The 25,342-nt window shown below is 70.7% G+C and carries 2 protein-coding genes (1 of these 2 only partly in view); both read left to right on the plus strand.

The genetic code is table 11. From position 1 onward, the window contains the following. On the plus strand, positions 1 to 24,486 hold the 3' portion of the coding sequence (locus tag ACFYTS_RS08885; protein WP_387302374.1) for a non-ribosomal peptide synthase/polyketide synthase. Its footprint begins 19,665 nt before the window's first position; the window shows 24,486 of its 44,151 coding nt (coding positions 19,666-44,151); the start codon falls outside the window, past its left edge; it ends in the stop codon at positions 24,484 to 24,486. Positions 24,487 to 24,646: 160 nt separating this feature from the next. Beyond that, complete coding sequence (locus ACFYTS_RS08890; protein WP_357280823.1) at positions 24,647 to 25,216, plus strand: Uma2 family endonuclease; 570 nt, start codon at positions 24,647 to 24,649, stop codon at positions 25,214 to 25,216. Positions 25,217 to 25,342: the final 126 nt, after the last annotated feature.

Here is a 25,342-nt window from a genome sequence, read left to right on the forward strand (position 1 = left end):
CGCGCGGGCATCGCCGCCACTGTCGGCGCGGTCATCGACCGCCACGACATGCTGCGGGCGCGCCTGCGCCGGGTGCCGGACGCGGACTGGATCGTCGAGACCGCCGCGCCCGGAACCATCGACGCGGATTCGCTGATCGACCGCACCGGGTTCGACGCCGCCGTCACCGACGAGCGGCTGTTCGAGATCGCCGCGGCCGCACTGGATGCCACGCTCGACAAGCTGGATCCGGCAGCGGGCCAGGTCATCCGGTTCGTGTGGCTGGAGCCCTCGGACAACAGCCGCGCCGGACGCCTGATCGTCGCCGGTCACCACCTGGTGGTCGACGGCGTCACCTGGCGAATCCTGGTGCCGGACTTCGTCGCCGCCTGGGGCCAGCTGTCCGCCGGGCAGACCCCCGAGCTGGTCGCCCCCGCCACCAGCATGCGCACCTGGGCGCACGCCCTCGAGCGGGAGGCCGCCACCGAGGAGCGCGTCGCCGAGCTCGCGTTCTGGCGCGATGTCGTCGAGAGCCCGGACCCGCTGCTCACCGAGCGCGCCATGGACCCGGCCGTCGACGTCACCGCGACCATCGTCAAGCACCGCGTCGAGCTGTCGGCCGAGGCCACCCGCTCGCTGCTGACCACCGTGCCCGCCCTGTTCCACGGCGGCGTGAACGACGGTCTGCTGACCGCGCTCGCCTTGGCGGTGGCCAAGTTCCGCGCCGGCAAGGGCCTGGGGGAGAAGTCCGCCCTCGTCCGCCTGGAAGGCCACGGTCGCGAGGAAGAGGTCGTGCCCGGTGCCGACCTGTCCCGCACGGTCGGCTGGTTCACCGCCATCTTCCCGGTGCGCTTCGACCTGTCCGGGATCGATGTGGACGCCGCCCTCACCGGCGGCGCGGCCATGGGCCGGGCCATCAAGACGGTCAAGGAGCAGCTGCTCGCGGTGCCCGACAAGGGCATCGGTTACGGCCTGCTGCGGTACATGAACTCCGACACCGCCGCCCAGCTGCCCAAGCAGCTGCCGGGCCAGGTCAGCTTCAACTACCTGGGCCGGGTCAACGAGGGCGACGTGCCCGAGGCGCTGCGCGGCTTCGGCTGGATCCCGGCGGCCGACCTGGCCGACCTGGCGGGCTCCTACGACGCCGACATGCCCGCCATGGCCCCGATCGACATCAACGCCATCGTCGCGGGCGACCAGCTGACCGCGCAGATCGGCTACCCGAGCACGCTGATCTCCGCCACGGAGATCGCCGAGTTCGCCGCCCTGTGGGTGTCGGCTCTGGAAGCCGTTGCCGCGCACGCCGATTCGGCCAAGGGCGGGCACACCCCGTCGGACTTCGGCCTGGTCCGCGTCACCCAGCGCGACATCGACGGCTGGGAGAAGCGCTACGGCTCCCTGCACCAGGTGTGGCCGCTGTCCGCGCTGCAGGCCGGTCTGCTCTTCCACGCCCAGCTGGCCGCTACCTCGGTGGACGTGTACACCGCGCAGGCGGTGCTCACCCTCGAGGGCCGCGTCGATGCCGACCGGCTGCGGTCGGCCGCGCAGGCGCTCATCGAGCGTCACGAGATCCTGCGCACCGCCTACGTGAACGACGCGTCCGGCGTGCCGGTGCAGGTCGTCATCGACGGCGTGCGGGTGGCGTGGACCAACCACGACCTCACCGATATCGCCGACGCCGACGCCCGCGCGGCCCGCGCGGCGGAGATCATCGCCGAGGACCGCGTCCAGCGCTTCGACCTGACCGCGCCGCCGCTCATCCGCTACACGCTGGTGCGCACCGACGCCCACAGCTACCAGCTGGCCGTGGCCAACCACCACATCCTGCTCGACGGCTGGTCCATGCCGCTGCTCATGCAGGACCTGTTGGTGCTCTACGCCACGCACTCCGACACCGCGGTGCTGCCGCCGGTGCGGTCCTACCGCTACTTCCTGGAATGGGTTGCGCAGCAGGATCGTTCGGCGTCGCTGGCGGCCTGGCAGAAGTCGCTGCTCGGCGTCTCCGAGCCGACCCTGCTCACCCGCCCCGACACCGGCCGCGAGATCACCGCGCTGTCCGGTGAGTACTTCTTCGACCTGGACGAAGCCGCGACCGCGCGCCTGACCGGGCTGGCCGCCGAACTCGGCGTCACCCCGAACACCGTGCTCCAGGTCGCCTGGGGCGTCCTGCTCGGCCGCCTCACCGGCCGCGAGGACGTGCTGTTCGGCACCACCGTGTCCGGTCGCCCGGCGCAACTCTCGGGCGTCGAGTCCATGGTGGGTCTGTTCATCAACACGGTGCCGGTGCGGGTCGCCTTCGACCCGGCCGAGGCGGCGAGCACGCTGCTCACCCGCACCCAGGGCGAGCAGGCCGACCTGCTCGACCACCACTACGTGGGCCTGGCCGACATCCAGTCGGCCGCGGGCATCGGCGGACTCTTCGACACCCTGGTCGTGTTCGAGTCCTACCCCGTCGACGCCGAGGGCATCCGGTCCCAGGCCGCCGACATCGACGGCATGGCCGTCACCGGCCTGGACGCCGCGGACGCCACCCACTACCCGCTCACCCTCATCGCCCAGCTCGACACCCGGCTGCGCATCCGCGCGGGCTACCTGCGCGACCTGTTCGACGAGGCCACCGTCGAGCGCATCGCGGACCGCCTGATCCGGGTCCTCACCGCGATCACCACCGATCCCGCTGCCGCCGTGGGCGATATCGAGCTGGTCGACGCCGCCGAGCGCACCCAGGTCGTCGAGACCTGGAACGAGACCGCCTTCGACGTCGAGGCCGTGCTCACCGATCGCTCCGCCTCCCCGCGCTTGGCGGCCGAGAACGCCACCCTGGTCGCCATGTTCGAGGCGCAGGCCGAGCGGACTCCCGAGGCGACCGCCGTCGCGTTCGAGGGGACGAGTCTGTCCTACGCCGAGTTCTCCGAGCGCGTGCACCGCCTGGCCCGCTGGCTGGTCGAGCGTGGCGTGGGCGCGGAATCGTTCGTGGCGCTGGGTATGCGCCGCTCGCTGGATCTGGTCGTCGGTATGTACGCGGTCGCCGTCACCGGCGCCGCCTACGTGCCGCTGGACCCGGACCACCCGGCCGAGCGCACCGAGTACATCCTCGAGACCGCCGACCCGGTGACCGTCCTGACCTCCGGCGAGGATCTGCCGGTCGACACCGCGCAGGTGCGCATCGACAAGCTGGACCTGTCCAGCTACTCGGCCGCGCCGCTCACCGACGCCGATCGCCGTGCGCCGCTGCGGGATTCGAACACCGCGTACGTGATCTTCACGTCGGGTTCGACGGGTCGCCCGAAGGGTGTGGCGGTGCCGCATTCGGCGATCGTGAACCGTCTGGTGTGGATGCAGGCCGAGTACGGTCTGACCGCCGAGGACGTCGTGCTGCAGAAGACTCCGGCCACGTTCGACGTGTCGGTGTGGGAGTTCTTCTGGCCCTTGCAGATCGGCGCGAAGCTGGTCGTGGCCAAGCCCGAGGGCCACCGCGACCCGGCCTACCTCGCCGACCTCATCGCCCGCGAAGGCGTGACGGTCACCCACTTCGTGCCGTCCATGCTGGCGGTGTTCGTGGCCGAGGAATCGGCCGCGCGGTGCACCAGCCTGCGCATGGTCTTCGCCTCCGGTGAGGCGCTGTCGCCGAAGCCGTCGCACAAGCTGCGCGAACTCACGGGCGCCGAGCTGCACAACCTGTACGGCCCCACCGAGGCCGCGGTCGACGTCACCTACCACCAGGTCGTGGACGCCGACGTGGACACCGTGCCGATCGGTCGCCCGGTGTTCAACACCCAGGTGTACGTGCTCGATTCGCGCCTGCGCCCGGTTCCGGTCGGCGTCGCGGGCGAGTTGTACCTCGCCGGTGACCAGCTGGCCCGCGGTTACGTGGCGCGACCGGACCTGTCGGCGGATCGCTTCGTCGCCAACCCCTTCACCCCGGGCAAGCGCATGTACCGCACCGGTGACCTCGTCACCTGGACCGCGGACGGCGAGCTGGAGTACATCGGCCGCACCGACTTCCAGGTGAAGCTGCGCGGTCTGCGCATCGAGCTCGGCGAGATCGAATCCGCGCTCACCGCACTGGATTCCATCGCGCAGTCGGTGGTCGTGGTGCGCCACGATCCGCACGCCGGTGACCAGCTGGTCGGCTATGTCATCGCCGCGCCCGGCCGCAGCGTCGACGTGGACGGTCTGCGCGCCGAGCTCGGCGAGAGCGTGCCGTCCTACATGGTGCCGTCGATCCTGATGGTGCTCGACGAGTTCCCGCTCAACGCCTCCGGCAAGCTGGACCGCAAGGCGCTGCCCGCGCCGGTGTTCGAGGCCGCGGTGTTCCGCGCCCCCGTCACCCCGGTCGAGCAGATCGTGGCCGGTGTGTTCGCCGAGATCCTCGGCCTGGAGCGGGTCGGTCTCGACGACGACTTCTTCGCCCTGGGCGGCAACTCGCTCATCGCCACCCAGGTGGCGGCGCGCCTGTCCGCCGCGCTGGACACCCAGCTCGGCGTGCGCGAGATCTTCGAGTCCTCGACCGTGGCCGCGCTGGCCGCCAAGGCCGAGACCCATTCCGGCTCCGGCACCCGCCTGGCGCTGGTCGCGCAGGAGCGGCCCGAGCGGCTGCCGCTGTCGCTGGCCCAGCAGCGCATGTGGTTCCTCAACCGGTTCGATCCCGAATCGGCGGTGGACAACATCCCGGCGGCCGTGCGCCTGTCCGGTCTGGTGGATCGCCAGGCCCTGCAGATCGCCGTCGCCGACGTGCTGGCGCGGCACGAGTCGCTGCGCACCCGCTACCCCGAGATCGACGGGCACGCGTACCAGGAGATCGTGCCGACCAGCCAGGTCATCCCGGACCTGACCCCGGTCGAGGTCTCCGAAGCCGCACTGCCGCAGGCGCTCTCGGAGCTGGTGCTGACCGGCTTCGACGTCACCGTGGACGTGCCGTTCCGGGCCCGCCTGTTCGAGGTCAGCCCCACCGAGCACGTGCTCGCGCTGGTGGTGCACCACATCTCGGCCGACGGTTTCTCCATGGGCCCGCTCACCCGGGACGTCATGACCGCCTACGGCGCGCGCGTCGAGGGCGGCGAACCCGGCTGGCAGGTGCTCGACGTCCAGTACGCCGACTACGCGCTGTGGCAGCGCGAGGTGCTCGGCGACGAGCGCGACGCCGAATCGGTGATCTCCCAGCAGATCTCGTACTGGCGGGAGTCGCTGCGCGGCCTGCCCGACCAGCTGGACCTGCCGTCCGACCGGCCGCGTCCGGCCGTGGCCTCGGGCCGCGGCGCCACCCACGTGTTCGACATCGACGCCGAAACCCACGGCGCGCTGGCCGAACTCGCCCGCACCCGCGGCACCACGCTGTTCATGGTCATGCACTCGGCGCTGGCCGTGCTGCTGTCGCGCCTGTCCGGCGAGTCCGACATCGCGATCGGCACCCCGGTCGCCGGTCGTGGTGAACGCGCCCTCGACGACCTCATCGGCATGTTCGTCAACACCCTGGTGCTGCGCACCGAGGTGGACGGCGGCGCCGGCTTCACCGAACTGCTGGACGCGGTGCGCGGCACCGACATCCAGGCCTTCGGCCATGCCGACCTGCCGTTCGAGCGCCTGGTGGAGATCCTCAACCCGGCCCGCTCGCAGGCCCGGCACCCGCTGTTCCAGGTCATGCTGTCGTTCCAGAACACCGGCATCACCGAACTGGAACTGCCCGGCCTGACCGTCAGCGCCGTCGAACTGCCGATCGACACCGCCAAGTTCGACCTGCAGCTGGTGCTCACCGAGAACGCCGCCGCCCCGCAGTCCGGCATCACCGCCGAACTCATCTACGCCACCGACCTGTTCGACGCGGCCACCATGGCGCGCTTCGCCGACCGGTTCGATCTGCTGCTGAAGGCCGTCGCGGCCAAGCCGGAGCGGGCCGTGGGCGATATCGACCTGCTGGTCGGCGGCGAGCGCACCCGCGTGCTGCGCGACTGGAACCGCACCACCGCCGACGTCGTGTCCGTGGTCGCGGAACTGACGTCGGGCACCTTGTCGGCCGAGGACACCGCCGCGGGCGAGACCGTGCGCAGCGCCTCCGGCGACGCGGGCGAGACGCTGGTCGCGCTGTTCGAAGCCCAGGCCGAGCGGACCCCCGAAGCGACCGCCGTCGCGTTCGAGGGCACGAGTCTGTCCTACGCCGAGTTCGCCGGACGCGTGCACCAGCTGGCCCGCAAGCTCATCGAGGCCGGCGTCGGCCCGGAGAGCATGGTGGCCCTGGGCATTCGCCGCTCGCTGGACCTGGTGGTCGCCATGTACGCGATCGTCGAGGCCGGTGGCGCGTACGTGCCGCTGGACCTGGACCAGCCCGCCGACCGCATCGACTACGTGCTCGAGACGGCCCGGCCGGTGTGCGTGCTCACCACCGAGCGCGACGGGTTCACCCACGCCACCGTGCCGACCCTGGCCGTGGACACCGTGGACCTGTCCGGTTACTCCGACGCCACGCTGACCGACGCGGATCGCTCCGCGCCGCTGGATGCTTCGAACACCGCGTACGTGATCTTCACGTCGGGTTCGACGGGTCGCCCGAAGGGTGTGGCGGTGCCGCATTCGGCGATCGTGAACCGTCTGGTGTGGATGCAGGCCGAGTACGGTCTGACCGCCGAGGACGTCGTGCTGCAGAAGACTCCGGCCACGTTCGACGTGTCGGTGTGGGAGTTCTTCTGGCCCTTGCAGATCGGCGCGAAGCTGGTCGTGGCCAAGCCGGACGGGCACCGCGACCCGGTGTACCTGGCGGAAACCATTGCCCGCGAAGGCGTCACGACCGCGCACTTCGTGCCGTCGATGATGGCCGTGTTCGTGGCCGAGCCCGCCGCTGCCGTGTGCACCAGCCTGCGTCTGGTGTTCGCCTCCGGTGAGGCGCTGCCCGCGACCACCGCCCAGCAGCTGCGCCGGGTCACCGGCTCGGCCCTGCACAACCTGTACGGCCCCACCGAGGCCGCGGTCGACGTCACCTACCACCAGGTCGTCGACACCGACACCGAGACCGTGCCGATCGGCCGCCCGGTGTTCAACACCCAGGTGTACGTGCTGGATTCGCGCCTGCACCCGGTTGCTCCCGGCATGGCGGGCGAGCTCTACCTGGCCGGTGTGCAGCTGGCGCGCGGCTACGTGGCCCGCCCCGACCTGTCGGCGGATCGCTTCGTCGCCAACCCCTTCACCCCGGGCAAGCGCATGTACCGCACCGGTGACCTCGTCACCTGGACCGCGGACGGCGAGCTGGAGTACATCGGCCGCACCGACTTCCAGGTGAAGCTGCGCGGTCTGCGCATCGAGCTCGGCGAGATCGAGGCCGCGCTCACCGCGCACCCGGCGGTCGCGCAGTCCGTGGTGGTGCTGCGCTCCGACGCCCGCACCGGCGACCAGCTGGTCGCCTACGTGGTCCCGGCCGCCGCCGCGACCAGCGAGCCGATCGCGCTCGACGCCGACGCCATCGACGTGGAAGCCCTGCGCGCCCATCTCGGCGAGCAGCTGCCCTCCTACATGGTTCCGGCCGCCTTCGTGGCCCTGGGCGGGTTCCCGCTCAGCGCCAACGGCAAGCTGGACCGCCGCGCCCTGCCGGAGCCGGAGTTCGCCGCCCGCGAATTCCGCGCCGCCGCGACCCGGGCCGAGGAGATCGTGGCCGAGGTCTTCGCCGAGGTGCTCGGACTCGAGTCCCCGGTCGGCGCCGACGACGACTTCTTCGAACTCGGCGGCAACTCGCTGATCGCCACCCAGGTCGTCGCCCGCGTGGGCGCGGCCCTCGACACCCGGATCCCCGTCCGCGCCCTGTTCGACGCCCCGACCGTGGCAGCCCTCGCGGCTCGGGTCGAGGCGCAGGCGGGCACCGGCAGCCGCCGCGCCCTGGTGGCGCAGGCCCGCCCGGACGAGATCCCGCTGTCGCTGGCCCAGCAGCGCATGTGGTTCCTCAACCGCTTCGACACCGCCTCGGCCGTCAACAACATCCCGCTCGCGGTGCGCCTGACCGGCGACCTCGACACGGATGCGCTGCTGGCCGCCGTCGGCGACGTGCTCGAGCGCCACGAGGTGCTGCGCACGATCTACCCGGAGAACGCCGAAGGCCGTGGCGTGCAGGTGATCCTGCCCGCCGACCAGGTCCGCCTCGACTCGGCCGCCAATGCCGGAATCCACGGTGGCGGCACCGGACTCGGCGCGATCGACGTGGCCGAGGCCGACCTGCGCGAGCGGATCGCCGAACTGGTGCTCACCGGCTTCGACGTCACCGCCGCCGCGCCGGTGCGCGCCGGACTGTTCCGGGTCTCGGATGCCGGAGTGCCCACGCACGTCCTGGTTTTCGTGGTCCACCACATCTCCGGTGACGGCTGGTCGGTGCGTCCGCTGGCCCGTGACGTCATGCTCGCCTACGCCGCGCGCGCCAATGGCGAAGCGCCGCAGTGGGCTCCGCTGCCCGTCCAGTACGCGGACTTCGCACTCTGGCAGCGCGAGACCCTCGGCTCCGAGGACGACGCCGACTCGCTGATCTCGCAGCAGGTGGCCTACTGGAGCAACGACCTGGCGGGCCTGCCCGACCAGATCGACCTGCCCTCCGACCGCCCGCGCCCGGCCGTGGCCTCCAATGCCGGTGGCGTGCACGAGTTCGCCATCGACGCCGAGCTGCTGGCCGGACTCGAGGCCCTGGCCCGCCAGCACGGCGCCTCGCTGTTCATGGTCGTGCACGCGGCCTTCGCGGCCCTGCTGGCCCGACTGTCCGGCGGCGACGACATCGCCATCGGCACCGCGGTCGCGGGTCGTGGCGAGCAGGTGCTCGACGACGCCATCGGCATGTTCGTCAACACCCTGGTGCTGCGCACCGGCGTCGACTCGGGGGAGAAGTTCACCGAGCTGCTGGCCCGCACCAAGGACAGCGACCTGGCCGCCTTCGGCCACGCCGACCTGCCGTTCGAGCGCCTGGTGGAGATCCTCAACCCGGCCCGCTCGCAGGCCCGGCACCCGCTGTTCCAGGTCATGCTGTCGTTCCAGAACACCGGCGAGGCGACCTTCGCGCTGCCCGGTCTGGAAGTGGCGGGCGTGCCGCTGGACGTGGTCACCGCCAAGTTCGACCTGCACCTGAACATCACCGAGCGGGCTGACGGCGACGGCATGACGGCCGAATTCGCCTACGCCACCGACATGTTCGACGCGAGCACCATCGCGGGCTTCGGTGAGCGCCTGGTGCGCCTGCTGTCCGCCGTGGTCGCCGAGCCGACCGCGCTGGTCGGCGATATCGAGCTGCTGAACGCGGCAGAGCGCCGCCAGGTGCTGCGGTCCTGGAACGCCACCGAATACGACGTCAAGCGCGTCGCCTTGGGCGGCAAGAAGATCGTCGCCGAGGTCACCCTGGCGTCGATGTTCGAGAACCAGGCCAAGAACACTCCGAACCTCACCGCCCTGGTGTTCGAGGGGACGAGTCTGTCCTACGGCGAGTTCGCGGCCCGCGTGCACCAGCTGGCCCGCCACCTCATCGCCGAGGGCGTCGGTCCGGATTCCTATGTGGCCCTGGGTATGCGCCGCTCCTTCGATCTGCTGATCGGCATGTACGCCGTCACGGTCGCCGGTGGCGCGTACGTGCCGCTGGACCCCGACCACCCGGCCGAGCGCAACCAGTACGTGCTCGACACCGCACAGCCCGTGTGCGTGCTCAGCACCGCGCGCGACGAGTTCGAAACCGCCACGCGCACACTGCTGATCGACGAACTGGACCTGTCCGGCTACTCCGACGCCCCGATCACCGACGCCGACCGCGTCGCCCCGCTGCGTGGCGACGATGTCGCGTACGTGATCTTCACGTCGGGCTCCACCGGCCGTCCGAAGGGTGTGGCCGTGAGCCACACCGCCATCGTCAACCGCCTGGTCTGGATGCAGACCGAGTACGGCCTGTTCGACGACGACGTGGTGCTGCAGAAGACCCCCGCCACCTTCGACGTGTCGGTGTGGGAGTTCTTCTGGCCCTTGCAGATCGGCGCGTCACTGGTCATCGCCAAGCCGGACGGCCACCGCGATCCCGGCTACCTGGCCGACCTGATCATCGCCACCGGTGTCACCACCGCGCACTTCGTGCCGTCGATGATGTCGGTGTTCGTGGCCGAGGCGAAGGCCGCCGAATGCACCTCGCTGCATCAGGTCTTCGCCTCCGGTGAGGCGCTGCCCGCGCCGACCGCGCAGAAGCTGCGCGAGCTCACCGGGGCCCGCCTGCACAACCTGTACGGCCCGACCGAGGCGGCCGTCGACGTCACCTACCACGAGGTGGACGACGCCGACACGCTGTCGGTGCCGATCGGCGCGCCGGTCTTCAACACCCGTGTGTACGTGCTGGATTCGCGTCTGCACCCGGTCGCGCCGGGCGTCGCGGGTGAGCTGTACCTCGCGGGCGTCCAGCTGGCGCGCGGCTACGTCGCCCGCCCCGAGCTGACCGCCGACCGCTTCGTCGCGGACCCGTTCCACCACGGCGAGCGCATGTACCGCACCGGTGACCTGGTGAAGTGGACCGGCCGGGAAGCGCGGGGAGGCGGAGCGGAGCTGGAGTACCTGGGCCGCACCGACTTCCAGGTGAAGCTGCGCGGTCTGCGCATCGAGCTCGGCGAGATCGAGGCCGCGCTCACCGCCATCGACTCCATCGCCCAGTCCGTGGTGGTCGTCCGCGCCGACGACCGCCTCGGCGAGCAGCTGGTCGGCTACGTCATCCCCACCACCGGCCACACCGTCGACCTCGACGCCGTGCGCGCCGAACTGCAGGACGGTCTGCCGGGCTACATGGTCCCGGCCGCCTTCGTGGTGCTGGACGCCTTCCCGCTCAACGCCTCCGGCAAGCTGGATCGCAAGCAGTTGCCCGCGCCGGTGTTCGAGGCCAAGGTCTTCCGCGCCCCGTCCACCCCGATCGAGGAGATCGTGGCGGGCACCTTCTCCGACGTCCTGGGCGTCGGACGGGTCGGCGTCGACGACGACTTCTTCGAACTCGGCGGCAACTCGCTGATCGCCACCCAGGTCACCGCCCGCCTCGGCGCGGCCCTGGACACCCAGCTGGCCGTGCGCGATCTGTTCGAGGCGTCCACCGTCGCGGCGCTCGCCGCCCGTGTGGAGCGCAATGCGGGTTCGGGCCGTCGCCCGAGCCTGGTCGCCGGTGAGCGGCCCGCGCACATGCCGCTGTCGCCCGCGCAGCAGCGCTACTGGTTCCTCAACCAGTTCGACACCACCACTTCGGCGGTCGACAACATTCCGCTGGCGGTCCGCTTCACCGGCGCGCTGGACCTGTACGCCATGAAGCAGGCCATCGGCGATGTGATCGCCCGCCACGAGGTGCTGCGGACCGTGTACCCGCGGTCGGCCGAGGGCCCGCACCAGGTGATCCTGGCCGCCGCGCAGACCGATCTGACGCTGGTGCCGGAGCCGGTGACCGAGGCCGAACTGCTCGGCAAGATCATCGAATTCGCCATGACCACCTTCGACGTCACCGTCGAGGTGCCGCTGGCGGTCAAGATGTTCGAGATCACCGACAGTGCGACCACCCAGCACGTGCTGGCCTTCACCGTCCACCACGTCTCCGCCGACGGCTCCTCCATGGGCCCGATGGCGCGCGACATCATGGCCGCCTACGTGGCCCGGGTGAACGGCGACGTCCCGCAGTGGGCCCCGCTGCCGGTGCAGTACGCCGACTACGCGCTGTGGCAGCGCGAGGTGCTCGGCCGCGAGGACGACGCCGAATCGCTGGCCGCCCAGCAGGTCTCGTACTGGACCCGCGCGCTGGCCGGGCTGCCGGACCAGCTGGAGCTGCCCACCGACCGGCCGCGTCCGCCGGCGCAGTCGTTCCACGGCAAGGCGCTGCGCTTCGACATCGACGCCGAACGCCACGCCAAGCTGCACGAACTGGCCCGCGCCAACAACGCCTCGCTGTTCATGGTCGTGCACGCCGCCCTCGCGGTGCTGCTGGCGCGCCTGTCGGGCACCGACGACATCGCGGTCGGCACCCCGATCGCGGGCCGCGGTGACCGCGAACTCGACGATCTGATCGGCATGTTCGTGAACACCCTGGTGTTCCGCACCCAGGTCGACGGCAACGCGAGCTTCGCCGATCTGCTCTCCGAGGTCCGCGAACGCGACCTGGAGGCCTTCGCCAACGCCGACGTGCCGTTCGAGCGCCTCGTCGAGGTGCTCAACCCGGTCCGCTCCACCGCGCGCAACCCGCTGTTCCAGGTGGGCCTCTCGTTCCAGAACCTGGCCGAGACCGCCTTCGAACTGCCGGGCCTGCACGTGGCCGCGGTCGAATTCGACTCGCAGCTGGCCAAGACCGACCTGCACGTCACGCTGTACGACCGCTACACCGAGGACGGCACCCCGGCCGAGATCCTCACCGAATTCGGCTACGCCGTCGACCTGTTCGACGAATCGACCGTGCGCGCGTTCGCCGACCGGTTCGTGCGGGTGCTGGACGCCATCCTGGCCGACACCACCGTCGCCGTCGGCGACATCGACCTGCTCGACGAGGACGAGAACACCCGGATCCTGCGGCGGTGGAACAACACCGCGCAGGATGTGAACGCGGTGTTCGACGGCGGCTCCGAGGCCACCCTGGTCTCGCTGCTCGACCGTTCGGTGGCCGACGACGCGAAGGCCGTGGCCATCGTCGCCGACACCGCGGACGGCGTGGAGAACCTCACCTACGCCGAACTCGACGCGCGGGTGAACCAGCTGGCCCGTGAGCTCGTCGCGCGCGGCATCGGCACCGAAGACCGTGTGGCCCTGGCCATTCGCCGCTCCACCGACCTGGTCGTCGCCATGTACGCGGTCGCCAAGGCCGGCGCCGCCTACGTGCCGATCGATCCGGATCAGCCCGCCGAGCGCGTCGGCTACATCCTGGAGACCGCCGCGCCGAAGGCCGTACTCACCACGGCCGCGGTCGGTTTCGAGACCGAGCTGGCCGACGTGCTGCGCATCGACGAGCTGGACCTGTCCGCCCACTCGGCCAAGCCGATCGCCGACGCCGACCGGGTCCGGATGCTGACCGCCGCCAACACGGCGTACGTCATCTTCACCTCCGGTTCTACCGGCCGCCCCAAGGGTGTGGCGCTGCCGCACGGCGCGGTCGTGAACCAGCTGCTGTGGAAGGTCACCGAATTCGGCCTCGACCCGGCCGACGCGGTGCTGCTCAAGACCGCCGCCACCTTCGACCTCTCGGTCTGGGAGTTCTGGTCCGCCGCGGCCTGCGGTGGCCGCCTGGTCATCGCCGCGCCCGACGGGCACAAGGATCCGGCGTACCTGAACGAGCTGATGGCCCGCGAATGGGTGACCACCCTGCACGTGGTGCCGTCCATGCTGGACGCGCTGCTCACCGACGGGCTGCCGGACTCGCTGTGGCGCATCCTGGCCATCGGTGAGGCGCTGCCCGGCCCGCTGGCGCAGCGCGTGCTGCGGGAGCGTTCGCGCACCGAGCTGTTCAACCTGTACGGCCCGACCGAGGCCGCGGTGTCCATCACCAACCACCGGGTCACCGAACGCGACGAGCTGTCGGTGTCCATCGGCTCGCCCGAATGGAACTCCCAGGTGTTCGTGCTGGATTCGCGCCTGCGGCCGGTTCCGGTGGGCGTGTCCGGCGAGCTGTACCTGGCCGGTGCCCAGCTGGCGCGCGGCTACTTCGGCCGCCCGGACCTCACCGCGGACCGCTTCGTGGCGAACCCGTTCGCCGACAACGGTTCCCGCATGTACCGCACCGGTGACCTGGTGGCCTGGCAGGCGAACGGCGAACTCGAGTACCGGGGCCGCACCGACTTCCAGGTGAAGATCCGCGGCTTCCGCATCGAGCTCGGCGATATCGAATCCGCGCTGCTGCGCCTGGATTCCATCGCGTCGGCCGCTGTCGTGGCGCACACCGACCCGGTGCTGGGCGACCGCCTGGTGGCCTACGTGGTCGGCGCCGACGGCGATCCGGACAAGCAGGCGCTGCAGTCGGCGCTGGCCGCCGAACTGCCGTCGTACATGATCCCGTCGGTCTTCATGCCGCTGAACGCGTTGCCGCTCAACGCCAACGGCAAGCTGGACCGCAAGGAACTGCCGGAGCCCACCTTCGAGAAGGCGGTCTTCCGCGCCCCCGTCAGCCCGATCGAGCAGATCGTGGCGGGCGTGTTCGCCGAGGTGCTGCGCGTCGAATCCGGCCGCATCGGCCTGGACGACGACTTCTTCCAGTGGGGCGGCAACTCGCTGCTGGCCACCCAGGTCGCCGCACGTCTGGGCGAGGCGCTCAACACCCGGGTGCCGGTGCGACTGCTGTTCGAGGCGTCCACGGTGGCCGCGCTCGCGGCCCGCGTGGAACGCGACGCCGGGGCCGGTGGCCGCAAGGCGCTGACCGCCGCACCGCGACCGGAGAACATCCCGCTGTCGCTGGCCCAGCAGCGCATGTGGTTCCTCAACCGCTTCGACACCGCCTCGGCGGCCTACAACGTGCCGGTCGCGGTGCGCCTGTCCGGCGTGCTCGACGAGGACGCGCTGCGCGCCGCCATCGCGGATGTGGTTGCCCGCCACGAGATCCTGCGCACCATCTACCCGCAGACCGAGCAGGGTCCGGTGCAGGTCATCCTGCCGCCGGCGCAGGCCGTGCCCGAGCTCGCGGTGCGCACCGTGACGACCGACGAGGTCGTCGGCGCGGTGGTCGAGCTGACCTCCACCAGCTTCGACGTCACCGTCGAGGTGCCGCTCGAGGTGGCGCTGTTCAAGATCGAGGGCGAGGCGGCGGCTCCGGTCGTCGAGTCCGAGGCGGCCGCGCACGCGGCGGCCTACACCTTCGACTTCGCCGACATCGCCCCGACCGGCCAGTACCCGGCCGTGGACCCGAACGCCCCGGTGAGCGCGGAATACGTGCTCGCTCTGGTCATTCACCACATCTCCGGTGACGGTTCCTCGGTGGCCCCGCTGACCCGCGACCTGATGACCGCCTACGCGGCGCGCTCCCTCGAGCAGGATCCGGGCTGGACCCCGCTCGCGGTGCAGTACGCGGACTACTCCATCTGGCAGCGCGAACTGCTCGGTGACGAGAAGGACACGGACTCGCTGGCCGCCAAGCAGGTCGCCTACTGGCAGCAGGCGCTGGCCGGTCTGCCCGACCAGCTGGACCTCCCGGCCGACCGGCCGCGTCCTGCGGTGCAGTCCTTCGCCGGTGGCAAGATCGACATCCGCATCGACGCCGAACTGCACTCGGGGCTGGTCGATCTGGCCCGCGCCGAGGGCGCGACGCTGTTCATGGTCGTGCACACCGCGCTCGCCGTGCTGCTCGCGCGCCTGTCGGGCTCCAGCGACATCGCCATCGGTACGCCGATGGCTGGACGTGGCGAGGCCGTCCTCGACGACCTGATCGGTATGTTCGTCAACACCCTGGTGTTCCGCACCGAGGTCGACGGCGGCGAACCCTTCGACGCCCTGCTGGCGCGTCAGCGCGAGACCGACATCCAGGCCTACGCCAATGCGGATGTGCCGTTCGAGCGCCTCGTCGAGGTGCTCAACCCGGCCCGTTCGACCGCGCGGCACCCGCTGTTCCAGGTGGGTCTGTCCTTCCAGAACCTGACCCGCTCCACCCTGGAACTCCCGGGCCTGAGCGTGTCCGGCCTGGACGTGGACACCGAGCTGTCGCAGTTCGACCTCCACCTGATCGTCTCCGACCTGTACGGCGACGACGGCGCGGCCGACGGCATCACCGGCATCCTGACCTACGCGACGGACATCTTCGACCGGGAGACCGTGGTCGGCTTCGCCGATCGCTTCGTGGCCCTGCTGCGCGAGATCGTGGCCGCGCCGCGGATCCCGGTCGGCGAGATCGAGATCCTGGCCGCCGCCGAGCGGGCCGAGATCCTGGACCGGCGCAATGACACCGCGCACCAGGTGGATTCGACCGCCACGCTGGCGTCGATGCTGACCGCGACGGTGGCCGCCAAGCCGACCGCCATCGCTCTCATCGGCCCCGACGGCGAGACGCTGACCTACGCCGAACTCGGCGCGCGGGTCAACGGCCTGGCCCGCCACCTGATCTCGATCGGTGTCGGCCCGGAGGCGCGGGTCGCGCTGGCGCTGCGGCGCTCGGTCGACCTGGTGGTGGCCATGTACGCGGTCTCGGTCGCCGGTGGCGCGTACGTGCCGGTCGATCCCGACCAGCCCGCCGAGCGGACCGGGTACATCCTGGAAACCGCCGCGCCGGTGTGCGTGCTGACCAACGCCGCGGCCGAGTTCTCGACCGGCATCGCGCCGCTGGTGCGCATGGACGAGCTGACGCTGTCCGGTGCGAACCTCGCTCCGGTCACCGACGCCGAGCGGGTCGCCCCGCTGCGCCCCGACCACACGGCCTACGTCATCTTCACCTCCGGTTCCACCGGTCGTCCGAAGGGCGTGGCGCTGCCGCACGCCGCCATCGCCAACCAGTTGCAGTGGAAGGCAGCGGAATTCGGGCTCGGTGCGGACGATGCGGTGCTGCTCAAGACCGCCGCCACCTTCGACCTCTCGGTCTGGGAGTTCTGGTCGGCCGCCGTCACCGGTGGCCGCCTGGTGATCGCCGCGGCCGATGGCCACCGCGATCCGGCGTACCTGAACGAGCTGATGGCGCGTGAACGGGTCACCACCCTGCACGTGGTGCCGTCCATGCTCGACGCGCTGCTCACCGCGGGCGACGGCGTCATGAACGACGCGCTGCGCCGGGTGCTTGCCATCGGCGAGGCGCTGCCCGCCGCCGTGGCGCAGCGCTTCCGCGCCGGGAACCCGGATGCCGAGCTGTTCAACCTGTACGGCCCGACCGAGGCCGCGGTGTCCATCACCAGCCACCAGGTCACCGACGCCGACCAGGGTTCGGTGTCCATCGGCGCGCCGGAATGGAACTCGCGGGTCTACGTGCTCGACGCGCGCCTCAACCCGGTGCCCGACGGCGTGTCCGGTGAGCTCTACCTGGCCGGCACCCAGCTGGCCCGCGGCTACTTCGCGCGACCGGACCTGACCGCGGATCGCTTCGTGGCCAACCCGTTCGCCGTCGGCGAGCGCATGTACCGCACGGGTGACCTGGTTGCCTGGTCGGACACCGGCGAGCTGGAGTACCGGGGCCGCACCGACTTCCAGGTGAAGATCCGCGGCTTCCGCATCGAGCTCGGCGAGATCGAGGCCGCGCTGCTGGCGCTGCCGGAGATCGCGCAGACCGCGGTGCTGGCCAAGCAGGACGCCAAGACCGGTGACCGCCTGGTCGCCTACCTGGTGCCGTCCGGCTCGGGTGTGGATGTGCCGCTGGTGAAGTCGGCGCTGTCGGCGGGTCTGCCGTCGTACATGGTGCCGTCGGCCTTCGTGGTGCTCGACGCCCTGCCGCTCAATGTGAACGGCAAGCTGGACCGGAAGGCGTTGCCGGAGCCCGAGTTCGAGACCACCGCCTTCCGCGCGCCCTCCACCCCGATCGAGGAGATCGTGGCGGGCGTCATCGCCGAGGTGCTCGGTATCGAGCGGGTCGGCGCGGACGACGACTTCTTCGCCCTCGGCGGCAACTCGCTGCTCGCCACCCAGGTCGCCGCGCGCATCGGCGCGGCCCTGGACGCGCGGGTGCCGGTGCGGGCCGTGTTCGAGGCGTCGACCGTCGCCGGGCTGGCCGCCAAGGTCGAGCAGCACGCCGGAGCGGGAGATCGCAAGGCGCTCACCGCCGGACCGCGACCGGAGACGGTGCCGCTGTCGCTGGCACAGCAGCGCATGTGGTTCCTCAACCAGTTCGACACCGCGTCGGCCGCGTACAACGTGCCCGTCGCCGTGCGCCTGACCGGCGCGCTGGATGTGGACGCGCTGCGCGAGGCCGTGTCCGACGTGATCGGCCGCCACGAGACGCTGCGCACCATCTACCCGCAGGTGGACGGCGCCGCCGCCCAGGTGATCGTGACCGCGGCACAGGCCATGCCGGATCTGCGGCCGGTCACCGTCACGGCCGAATCGGTGACCGAGCGGATCGCCGCGCTGGTCACCACCGGCTTCGACGTGACCACCGAAGTTCCGTTGCACGCCAAGCTGTTCCGCGTGGAAGGTTCGACGGAATCCATGGGCGGCGGCGCCGCCGGGATCGAGCATGTGCTCGTCTTCGTCACCCACCACATCGCCGCCGACGGCTGGTCCATGGGCCCGCTCACCCGCGACGTCATGGTGGCCTACGCCGCCCGCGCCGCCGGCGTGCAGCCCGGCTGGGCCCCGCTGCCGGTGCAGTACGCGGACTTCTCGATCTGGCAGCGCGAGGTGCTGGGCTCCGAGGACGACGCGACCAGCCTGATCTCGGCCCAGGCCGAATTCTGGCGGACCGCGCTGGCCGACCTGCCCGACGAGCTGAACCTGCCCTCGGATCGCCCGCGCCCCACCGCGCAGACCTTCCGCGGCGGCCGGGTGCTGTTCCCGATCTCCAACGATCTGCACCGCGGCCTGCAGCAGATCGCGCGCACCAACAACGCGACCATGTTCATGGTCGTGCACACCGCCCTCGCGGTGTTCCTGGCGCGTCTGTCCGGCACCACCGACATCGCCATCGGCGCGCCCATCGCGGGCCGTGGCGAAGCCGAGCTGGACGACCTGATCGGCATGTTCGTCAACACCCTGGTGCTGCGCACCGAGGTGAGCGGCCAGACCGGATTCACCGAGCTGCTCGCCGCCAACAAGGACAGTGACCTGGCGGCGTTCGCGCACGCCGACATTCCGTTCGAGCGGCTCGTCGAGCTGCTCAACCCGGAACGCTCCACCGCGCGGCACCCGCTGTTCCAGGTGGCGCTGTCGTTCGAGAACCTGCCCGGCGGCTCCTTCGAGCTGCCCGGCCTGAAGGCCGCCGCGGTCGACTTCGAGAACGAGATCGCCAAGTTCGACCTCATGCTCACCCTGACCGAGGCCCCGGCCGACGCGGACGCGGGCATGTACGCCGAATTCGGTTTCGCCCGTGACCTGTTCGACCAGGAGACCGTCGAGGGCTTCGCGGAGCGGTTCGTCCGCCTGCTGTCCGAGATCGTCTCCGCGCCCCGCAAGGCGGTCGGCGACCTGGAGATCCTGGCCGCCGACGAGCGCGCCGACCTGATCGCCCGCACCGGCGGACCGGCCATCGAGCCGCGCACGCTGCCCGAGCTGCTGGCCGACGCCGTCGCCAACAACCCGGTCGGCGAAGCGGTCGCCTTCGACGGCCAGGCCCTGGGCTACGCCGAACTCGACGCGGCCTCCTCGCGTCTGGCGCGGGTGCTCATCGAGCGCGGCGCCGGACCGGAAACCCGTGTCGCCGTGGCCATCCGGCGCTCGTTCGAATCGGTGCTGGCCATCTGGGCCGTCGCCAAGTCGGGCGCGGCGTTCGTGCCGGTCGATCCGTCCTACCCGGCGGACCGCATCGCGCACATGGTCGACGACTCCGGCGCGGTGCTCGGCCTGACCATCGACGCCGAACTCGAGGGGCTGCCGCCGGTCGCCAGCCTGGCCGGCTGGATCTCGCTCGACGATCCGATGGTGCACGCCGAGATCGCCTCGCACTCGGCCGAACCCGTCACCGACACCGAGCGGTGGGGCGTGGTCCGGCCCGAGCACGTCGCGTACGTGATCTACACCTCCGGCACCACGGGCATGCCCAAGGGCGTCGTGGTGACGCACGCCGGTCTGGCCAACTTCGCCACCGAGCAGATCGTGCGCTACCACCTCGACTCCGGTTCGCGCGCACTGCACTTCGCGTCGCCGTCGTTCGACGCGTCGGTGCTGGAGTACCTGCTCGCCATCGGCGCGGGCGGCACCCTCGTGGTGGTCCCGCCGGGCGTCTACGGCGGCGAGGAGCTGTCCGAGCTGATCAAGCGCGAGCGGGCCACGCACGCGTTCATCACCCCGGCCGCGCTCGCCACCCTCGACCCGAAGGGCCTCGACTCCCTACGGGTGCTGGTCGCCGGTGGTGAGGCCGTCCCGGCCGACCTGGTGGAGAAGTGGGCCATCCCGTTGGCGAACGGCACGATTCGTGCGTTCCACAACGGTTACGGCCCCACCGAGACCACGATCATGACCAACATCAGCGATGCGCTGGTGCCGGGCGATCTGGTCACCATCGGTGGCCCGATCCGCGGTATGCAGGCGCTGATCCTGGACGCGCGGCTGCGGCCGGTGCCGGTGGGTGTCGCGGGTGAGCTGTACCTGTCGGGTATCCAGCTCTCGCGCGGCTACCACGACCGCCCGGGCCTGAGCGCCGAGCGGTTCGTCGCCAACCCGTTCGTGGCGGGCGAGCGCATGTACCGTTCCGGTGACGTGGTGCGCTGGACCCCGGAGGGCCTGGTCGAATACGTGGGCCGCAACGACTTCCAGGTGAAGGTCCGCGGTTTCCGTATCGAGCTCGGTGAGATCGACGCGGCGCTGGCCTCGCACGAGACGGTCGACTTCGCGGTCACCGTGGGCCACAAGACCGAGGCGGGGGCCACCATCCTGGCGGCCTACGTGCTCCCGGTCGCGGGCCGCAGCATCGACATTCCGGCGCTGACCGAGCACGTCTCGGGCCGCCTGCCGGAATACATGGTGCCGACCGCCATCACCGTCCTGGACGCCATCCCGCTGACCCCGGTCGGCAAGCTGGATCGCCGGGCGCTGCCCGAGCCGGTGTTCACCGCGCGCGACTTCCGCGCTCCGGTCACCGAACTCGAGGCCACGCTCGCCGAGGTCTTCGCCGACGTGCTCGGCGTGGAACAGGTGGGTGCGGACGACTCGTTCTTCGCCCTCGGCGGTGACTCGATCCTGTCCATCCAGCTGGTCTCGCGGGCCAAGGCGCGCGGGATCAAGTTCTCGCCGCGCGACGTGTTCGAACAGCGGACCGTCGCGGGCCTGGCCGAAGTGGCCACGCTGGGCGGCGACAGCGCGCAGGAGAAGCTGGCCGAACTGCCCGGCGGTGGAGTCGGCGACATCCCGCTGACGCCGATCATGCACGCCATCCTGTCGAGCGGTTCGTCCTACGAACGGTTCTCGCAGACCATGCCGCTGCGCCTGCCGGACGGCATCACGCGACCGGTGCTCGTCGGGGCCATCTCGGCCCTGTTCGACCACCACGACGTGCTGCGGTCGCGCCTGCGTGGAAACGCCTCGGACGGCTTCGAATTCGAGGCGCTGCCGCGCGGCGCCGTCGACGTCGACGCGCTGGTGCACCGGGTCGAACTGGCCGCGGACGTCTCCGACGAGGAACTGACCCGCCGCGGCAGCGTCGAATTCGACGCCGCCCTGGGCCGACTGGATCCGGCGAACGCCGCCATGGTGCAGTTCGTCTGGTTCGCCTTCGCCCCGGAGGGTTCCGACGAGGCCCGCGTCCGCCGCGACGTGCTGCTGATCGTCGCGCACCACATGGTGGTGGACGGCGTCTCCTGGCGCATCCTGATCCCGGACCTGGGTCTGGCCTGGTCGCAGGTGGCCTTCGAGCAGCCGATCGCGCTGCCCGAGACCGGCACCTCGCTGCGACGCTGGGCGCACGCACTGGTCGAGGAATCGCGCAGCGAGGCGCGGGTCGCGGAACTGCCGTTCTGGCAGCGGGTCACGGAGACCCCGGACCCGCAGCTGGGTTCGCGGGCCTTCGATCCGAAGGTCGACACCTTCGACACCGTCGAGCGGATCGAGGTCAGCGTTCCGGCCGAGGTCACCGACGCCGTTCTCACCGCTGTCCCCGGTCTGTACCGCGGCGGCGTGAACGACGGCTTGCTCTCGGCGCTGGCCATGGCCGTCGCGCGCTGGCGCGGGGAGACCACCGGCGGCTCGGCGCTGATCAAGCTCGAGGGCCACGGCCGTGAAGAGGAGATCGTTCCGGGCGCGGACCTCTCGCGCACGGTCGGCTGGTTCACCGCCGCCTTCCCGGTCCGCCTGGACCTGAACGGCGCGAACCTCGACGACGCGTTCGCGGGCGGAAACGCCCTGGGCGACATCGTGAAATCGGTCAAGGAACAGCTGCTCGCCATGCCCGACAAGGGTCTGGGCTGGGGTCTGCTGCGGCACCTCAACCCCGACACCGCCCCGCAGCTGCGGGACGTCGGCCAGATCAGCTTCAACTATCTGGGCCGCATGTCCGCGGGCGAAGCGCCCGAGGGCATGGCCGAGATCGGCTGGGTGCCCGTCGACGACCTGGGCCGCCTGGACGGCGACATGGACGCCGACATGCCCGCCAACGCCACCCTCGACATCAACGCCATCGTCACCGACGGCGAGGACGGCCCGCAGCTGGGCGCGGCCTTCTCCTACCCGCGCGGTCTGCTGGAGCGCGAGCGGGTGCAGGAGTTCGCCGACCTGTTCGTGGCGGCGCTGACCGCGCTGGCCGCGCACGCCGAGCGGCCGGAGGCGGGCGGTCTCACGCCGTCCGACCTGCCGCTGGTCCGGGTCGCGCAGTCCGACATCGAAATCTGGGAACGGAACTACCCCGCCCTGGGCGACGTGTGGCCGCTCTCGCCGCTGCAGTCCGGTCTGCTGTTCCACGCGCTGCTCACCCAGAACACGGTGGACGTCTACACCATTCAGACCGTGCTCGACCTGAGCGGTGTGGTGGACGTGGACCGTTTGAAGGTGGCCGCGCAGGCCATCCTCGACCGGTACCCGAGCCTGCGGACCGCGTTCGTCACCGACGCCGACGGTCAGGCCCACCAGGTCGTGCTGGATCGCGTGGAAGCGCCGTTCCATGTCATCGACCTGACGGATCTGCCCGAGGCCGAACGCAATCCGCGCATGCGGGAGATGATCGAGGCCGATCGCGCCGATCACTTCGACCTGTCCGCGGCGCCGCTCATGCGGTTCACCGTGTTCCGGATCAGCGACGACCTGGTGCACCTGGTCATCACCACCCACCATATCCTGGTGGACGGCTGGTCCATGCCGCTGCTCATGCAGGACCTGCTGGTGCTGTACGCGGTGCGCGGCGACGCGTCGGTGCTGCCGCGGGTGCCGTCGTTCCGGAACTACCTGGCCTGGCTGGCCGGACGGAACCGGGACGAGTCGATCGAGGCGTGGAAGCGCGCCCTGGCCGGGGTCACCGAGCCCACCCAGCTCGCGCCGGCCGCCACCCGTGACGAGAACTACGAGATCGGCCGCTACACCGTCGACATCGACGCCGACCGCACCCGCGCGCTCACCAAGCGCGCCGGGGAACTCGACGTCACGCTGAACACGCTGATCCAGACCTCCTGGGCGGTGCTGATCGGGCGCCTCACCGGGCGCAGCGACGTGGTGTTCGGCGCCACCGTCTCCGGCCGCCCCGGCGACCTGCCGGGCGTGGAAGCCATGGTGGGTCTGTTCATCAACACGGTGCCGGTGCGCATCCGGGTCGACGATCGCCTGACCATCGGCGGGCTGCTGCGGCGCGTCCAGAGCGATCAGGCCGACCTGCTCGAGCACCACCACATCGGGCTCACCGAGATCCTGCAATTGGCCGGCGCCGGAGCGGAATTCGACACCATGATGGCGTTCGAGTCCTACCCGGTGGACAAGGACGCGATCGCGGCCGCCAGCTCCATCGACGGCATGTCGGTCAGTGGTGTCGGTATCAACGACAACACCCACTACCCGATGAGCCTGGTCATCATGGCGGGCGAGACCATCGACATCTCCATGCGCTACCTGAGCAGCCGGTTCACCGCCGACGAGGTCGTCATCCTCGCCGCGCGCTTCAACCGGATCCTGGACGCGCTGGTCGGCGACGCCGACGGCCTGGTCGGTGACATCGACATCCTCGATGCCACCGAACGCGCCCGCATCCTCGCCGAAAGCGCCGTCACCCCGGCCGATTCCGCGGCCGACGCGGCGCGGGTGGGCACGGCGACCGTGGCCAACGTGCTGGCCGAGGTCGTCGAGGAGGACCCGCAGGCGCCCGCCCTGCTGTCCGGCGGCGAGGAGATCGCGTACCACGTCCTGGACCGCCGCAGCTCCCAGCTGGCGCGTCTGCTCATCGACCGCGGCGCGGGCCCCGGCGACGTCGTCGCCGTCGCCCTCCCGCACTCGGTCGACGCGGTCGTGGCGGTCTGGGCCATCCAGAAGGCCGGTGCCGCGGCACTGTTCGCCGACACCCTCTCCTTCGGCGACATCCTCGCCGCCGGAGCCGGTTTCGGCATCGCCCTGGAACCCGCCGCCAGCTCGGTCCGCTGGCTGGTCCCCTCGGACCCCAAGGTCCAGGCGGACCTGACCGCCCGCCCGGCGCACCCGGTCTCCTACACCGACCGAGTCCGCCCGCTGTCCGAAACCGACCCGGCCTTCATCTACCGCCACGCCGACACCTGGGCCACCCTCACCCAGTCCGAGGCCCTCGACCGCGCGGCCACCCTGCGCGCCGACCACGAGATCGACTACGAGTCGACCACGTACACCACCGCATCCACCGGCACCGCGGCCATCGACGAGTTCCTGTCGTCGTCGACCGCGGGCGCGCTCGCCGTCCTCCCCACCGGCGACATCCCCGCCGACCTGGAAGACGGCGAGGTGACCCACTGGTTCACCACCGAGGCCGACCCGGCGGCCGAAGCGGGCGACGAAATCCGTGTCATCCCCAGCTAGCGGCAACTCGCCGGTGACGAACGAACAAATGTTCGTCACCGGCGAGTCGTCTGCTGAACCGAGCTAGCCTCGACTTCGCCGGCGGTGGTTTCGGACTTCAGCTGCGAATCAGGGGGTGTTTGCCTTGGCGATGCCGGAACAAGAGCTGGACAATTCGACTATGCACGTGCCCGCTTCCGATCACTGGACCGCTGCCGATCTCGACCATCTCCCCGAGAACGGACTCAGATACGAGGTCCTCAATGGTCAGCTCGTCGTGAACGCCGCGCCCAAACCGATCCACCAGCGGTTCGTTTCCGTGCTGGGGAGAATCCTGGAGGAGGCGCTACCCGAAGGGCTCTACATGATCCCTGGTGTCGGCGTCCTGATCGGTGACGACGAGCCGATTCCGGATCTGCTGGTCTGTGCTGGGCCGATCGCGTGGGATGACCGGGGGATACCTGCCGCGCAGGTACAGCTCGTGGTGGAGATCGTCTCGAGGTCTACCGCCGCGATGGATCGCCGGATCAAACCGGACCTCTACGCGGACGCGGGAATCCCCAACTATTGGCGGCTGGAGACCGCTCGTTTCAAGGGCCAATTGCCCGGCGAGGAACTGCCGATACTGTTCGCCTACGCGCTCGCCGACACCGGAGAGTACGAACTGGTGCGGCGCGCCGCCACGGGATCCAAGGTCGTCATGCAGCGGCCCTTCGAAATCGCTTTCGACACAGCGAGACTCCTGCCCTAGCCGCGGTCCGGGCGCGGGTTCGTTGCGCTGTGAGAGCCGCTCGCGATAACTCGTTGAACAGCGGGTTCGGACGTATCGTGGGCAAGGCGCCGTGGGGGCGCGCGCGAAGGAGGGGCTGTGACGACC

The organism is Nocardia sp. NPDC004151 (assembly GCF_042874235.1).
Lineage (GTDB): Bacteria > Actinomycetota > Actinomycetes > Mycobacteriales > Mycobacteriaceae > Nocardia.

Excerpts from the sequence above, each read along its gene's own strand:
- ACFYTS_RS08890 (WP_357280823.1), top strand. The coding sequence starts at position 24,647 with ATGCACGTGCCCGCTTCCGATCACTGGACCGCTGCCGATCTCGACCAT.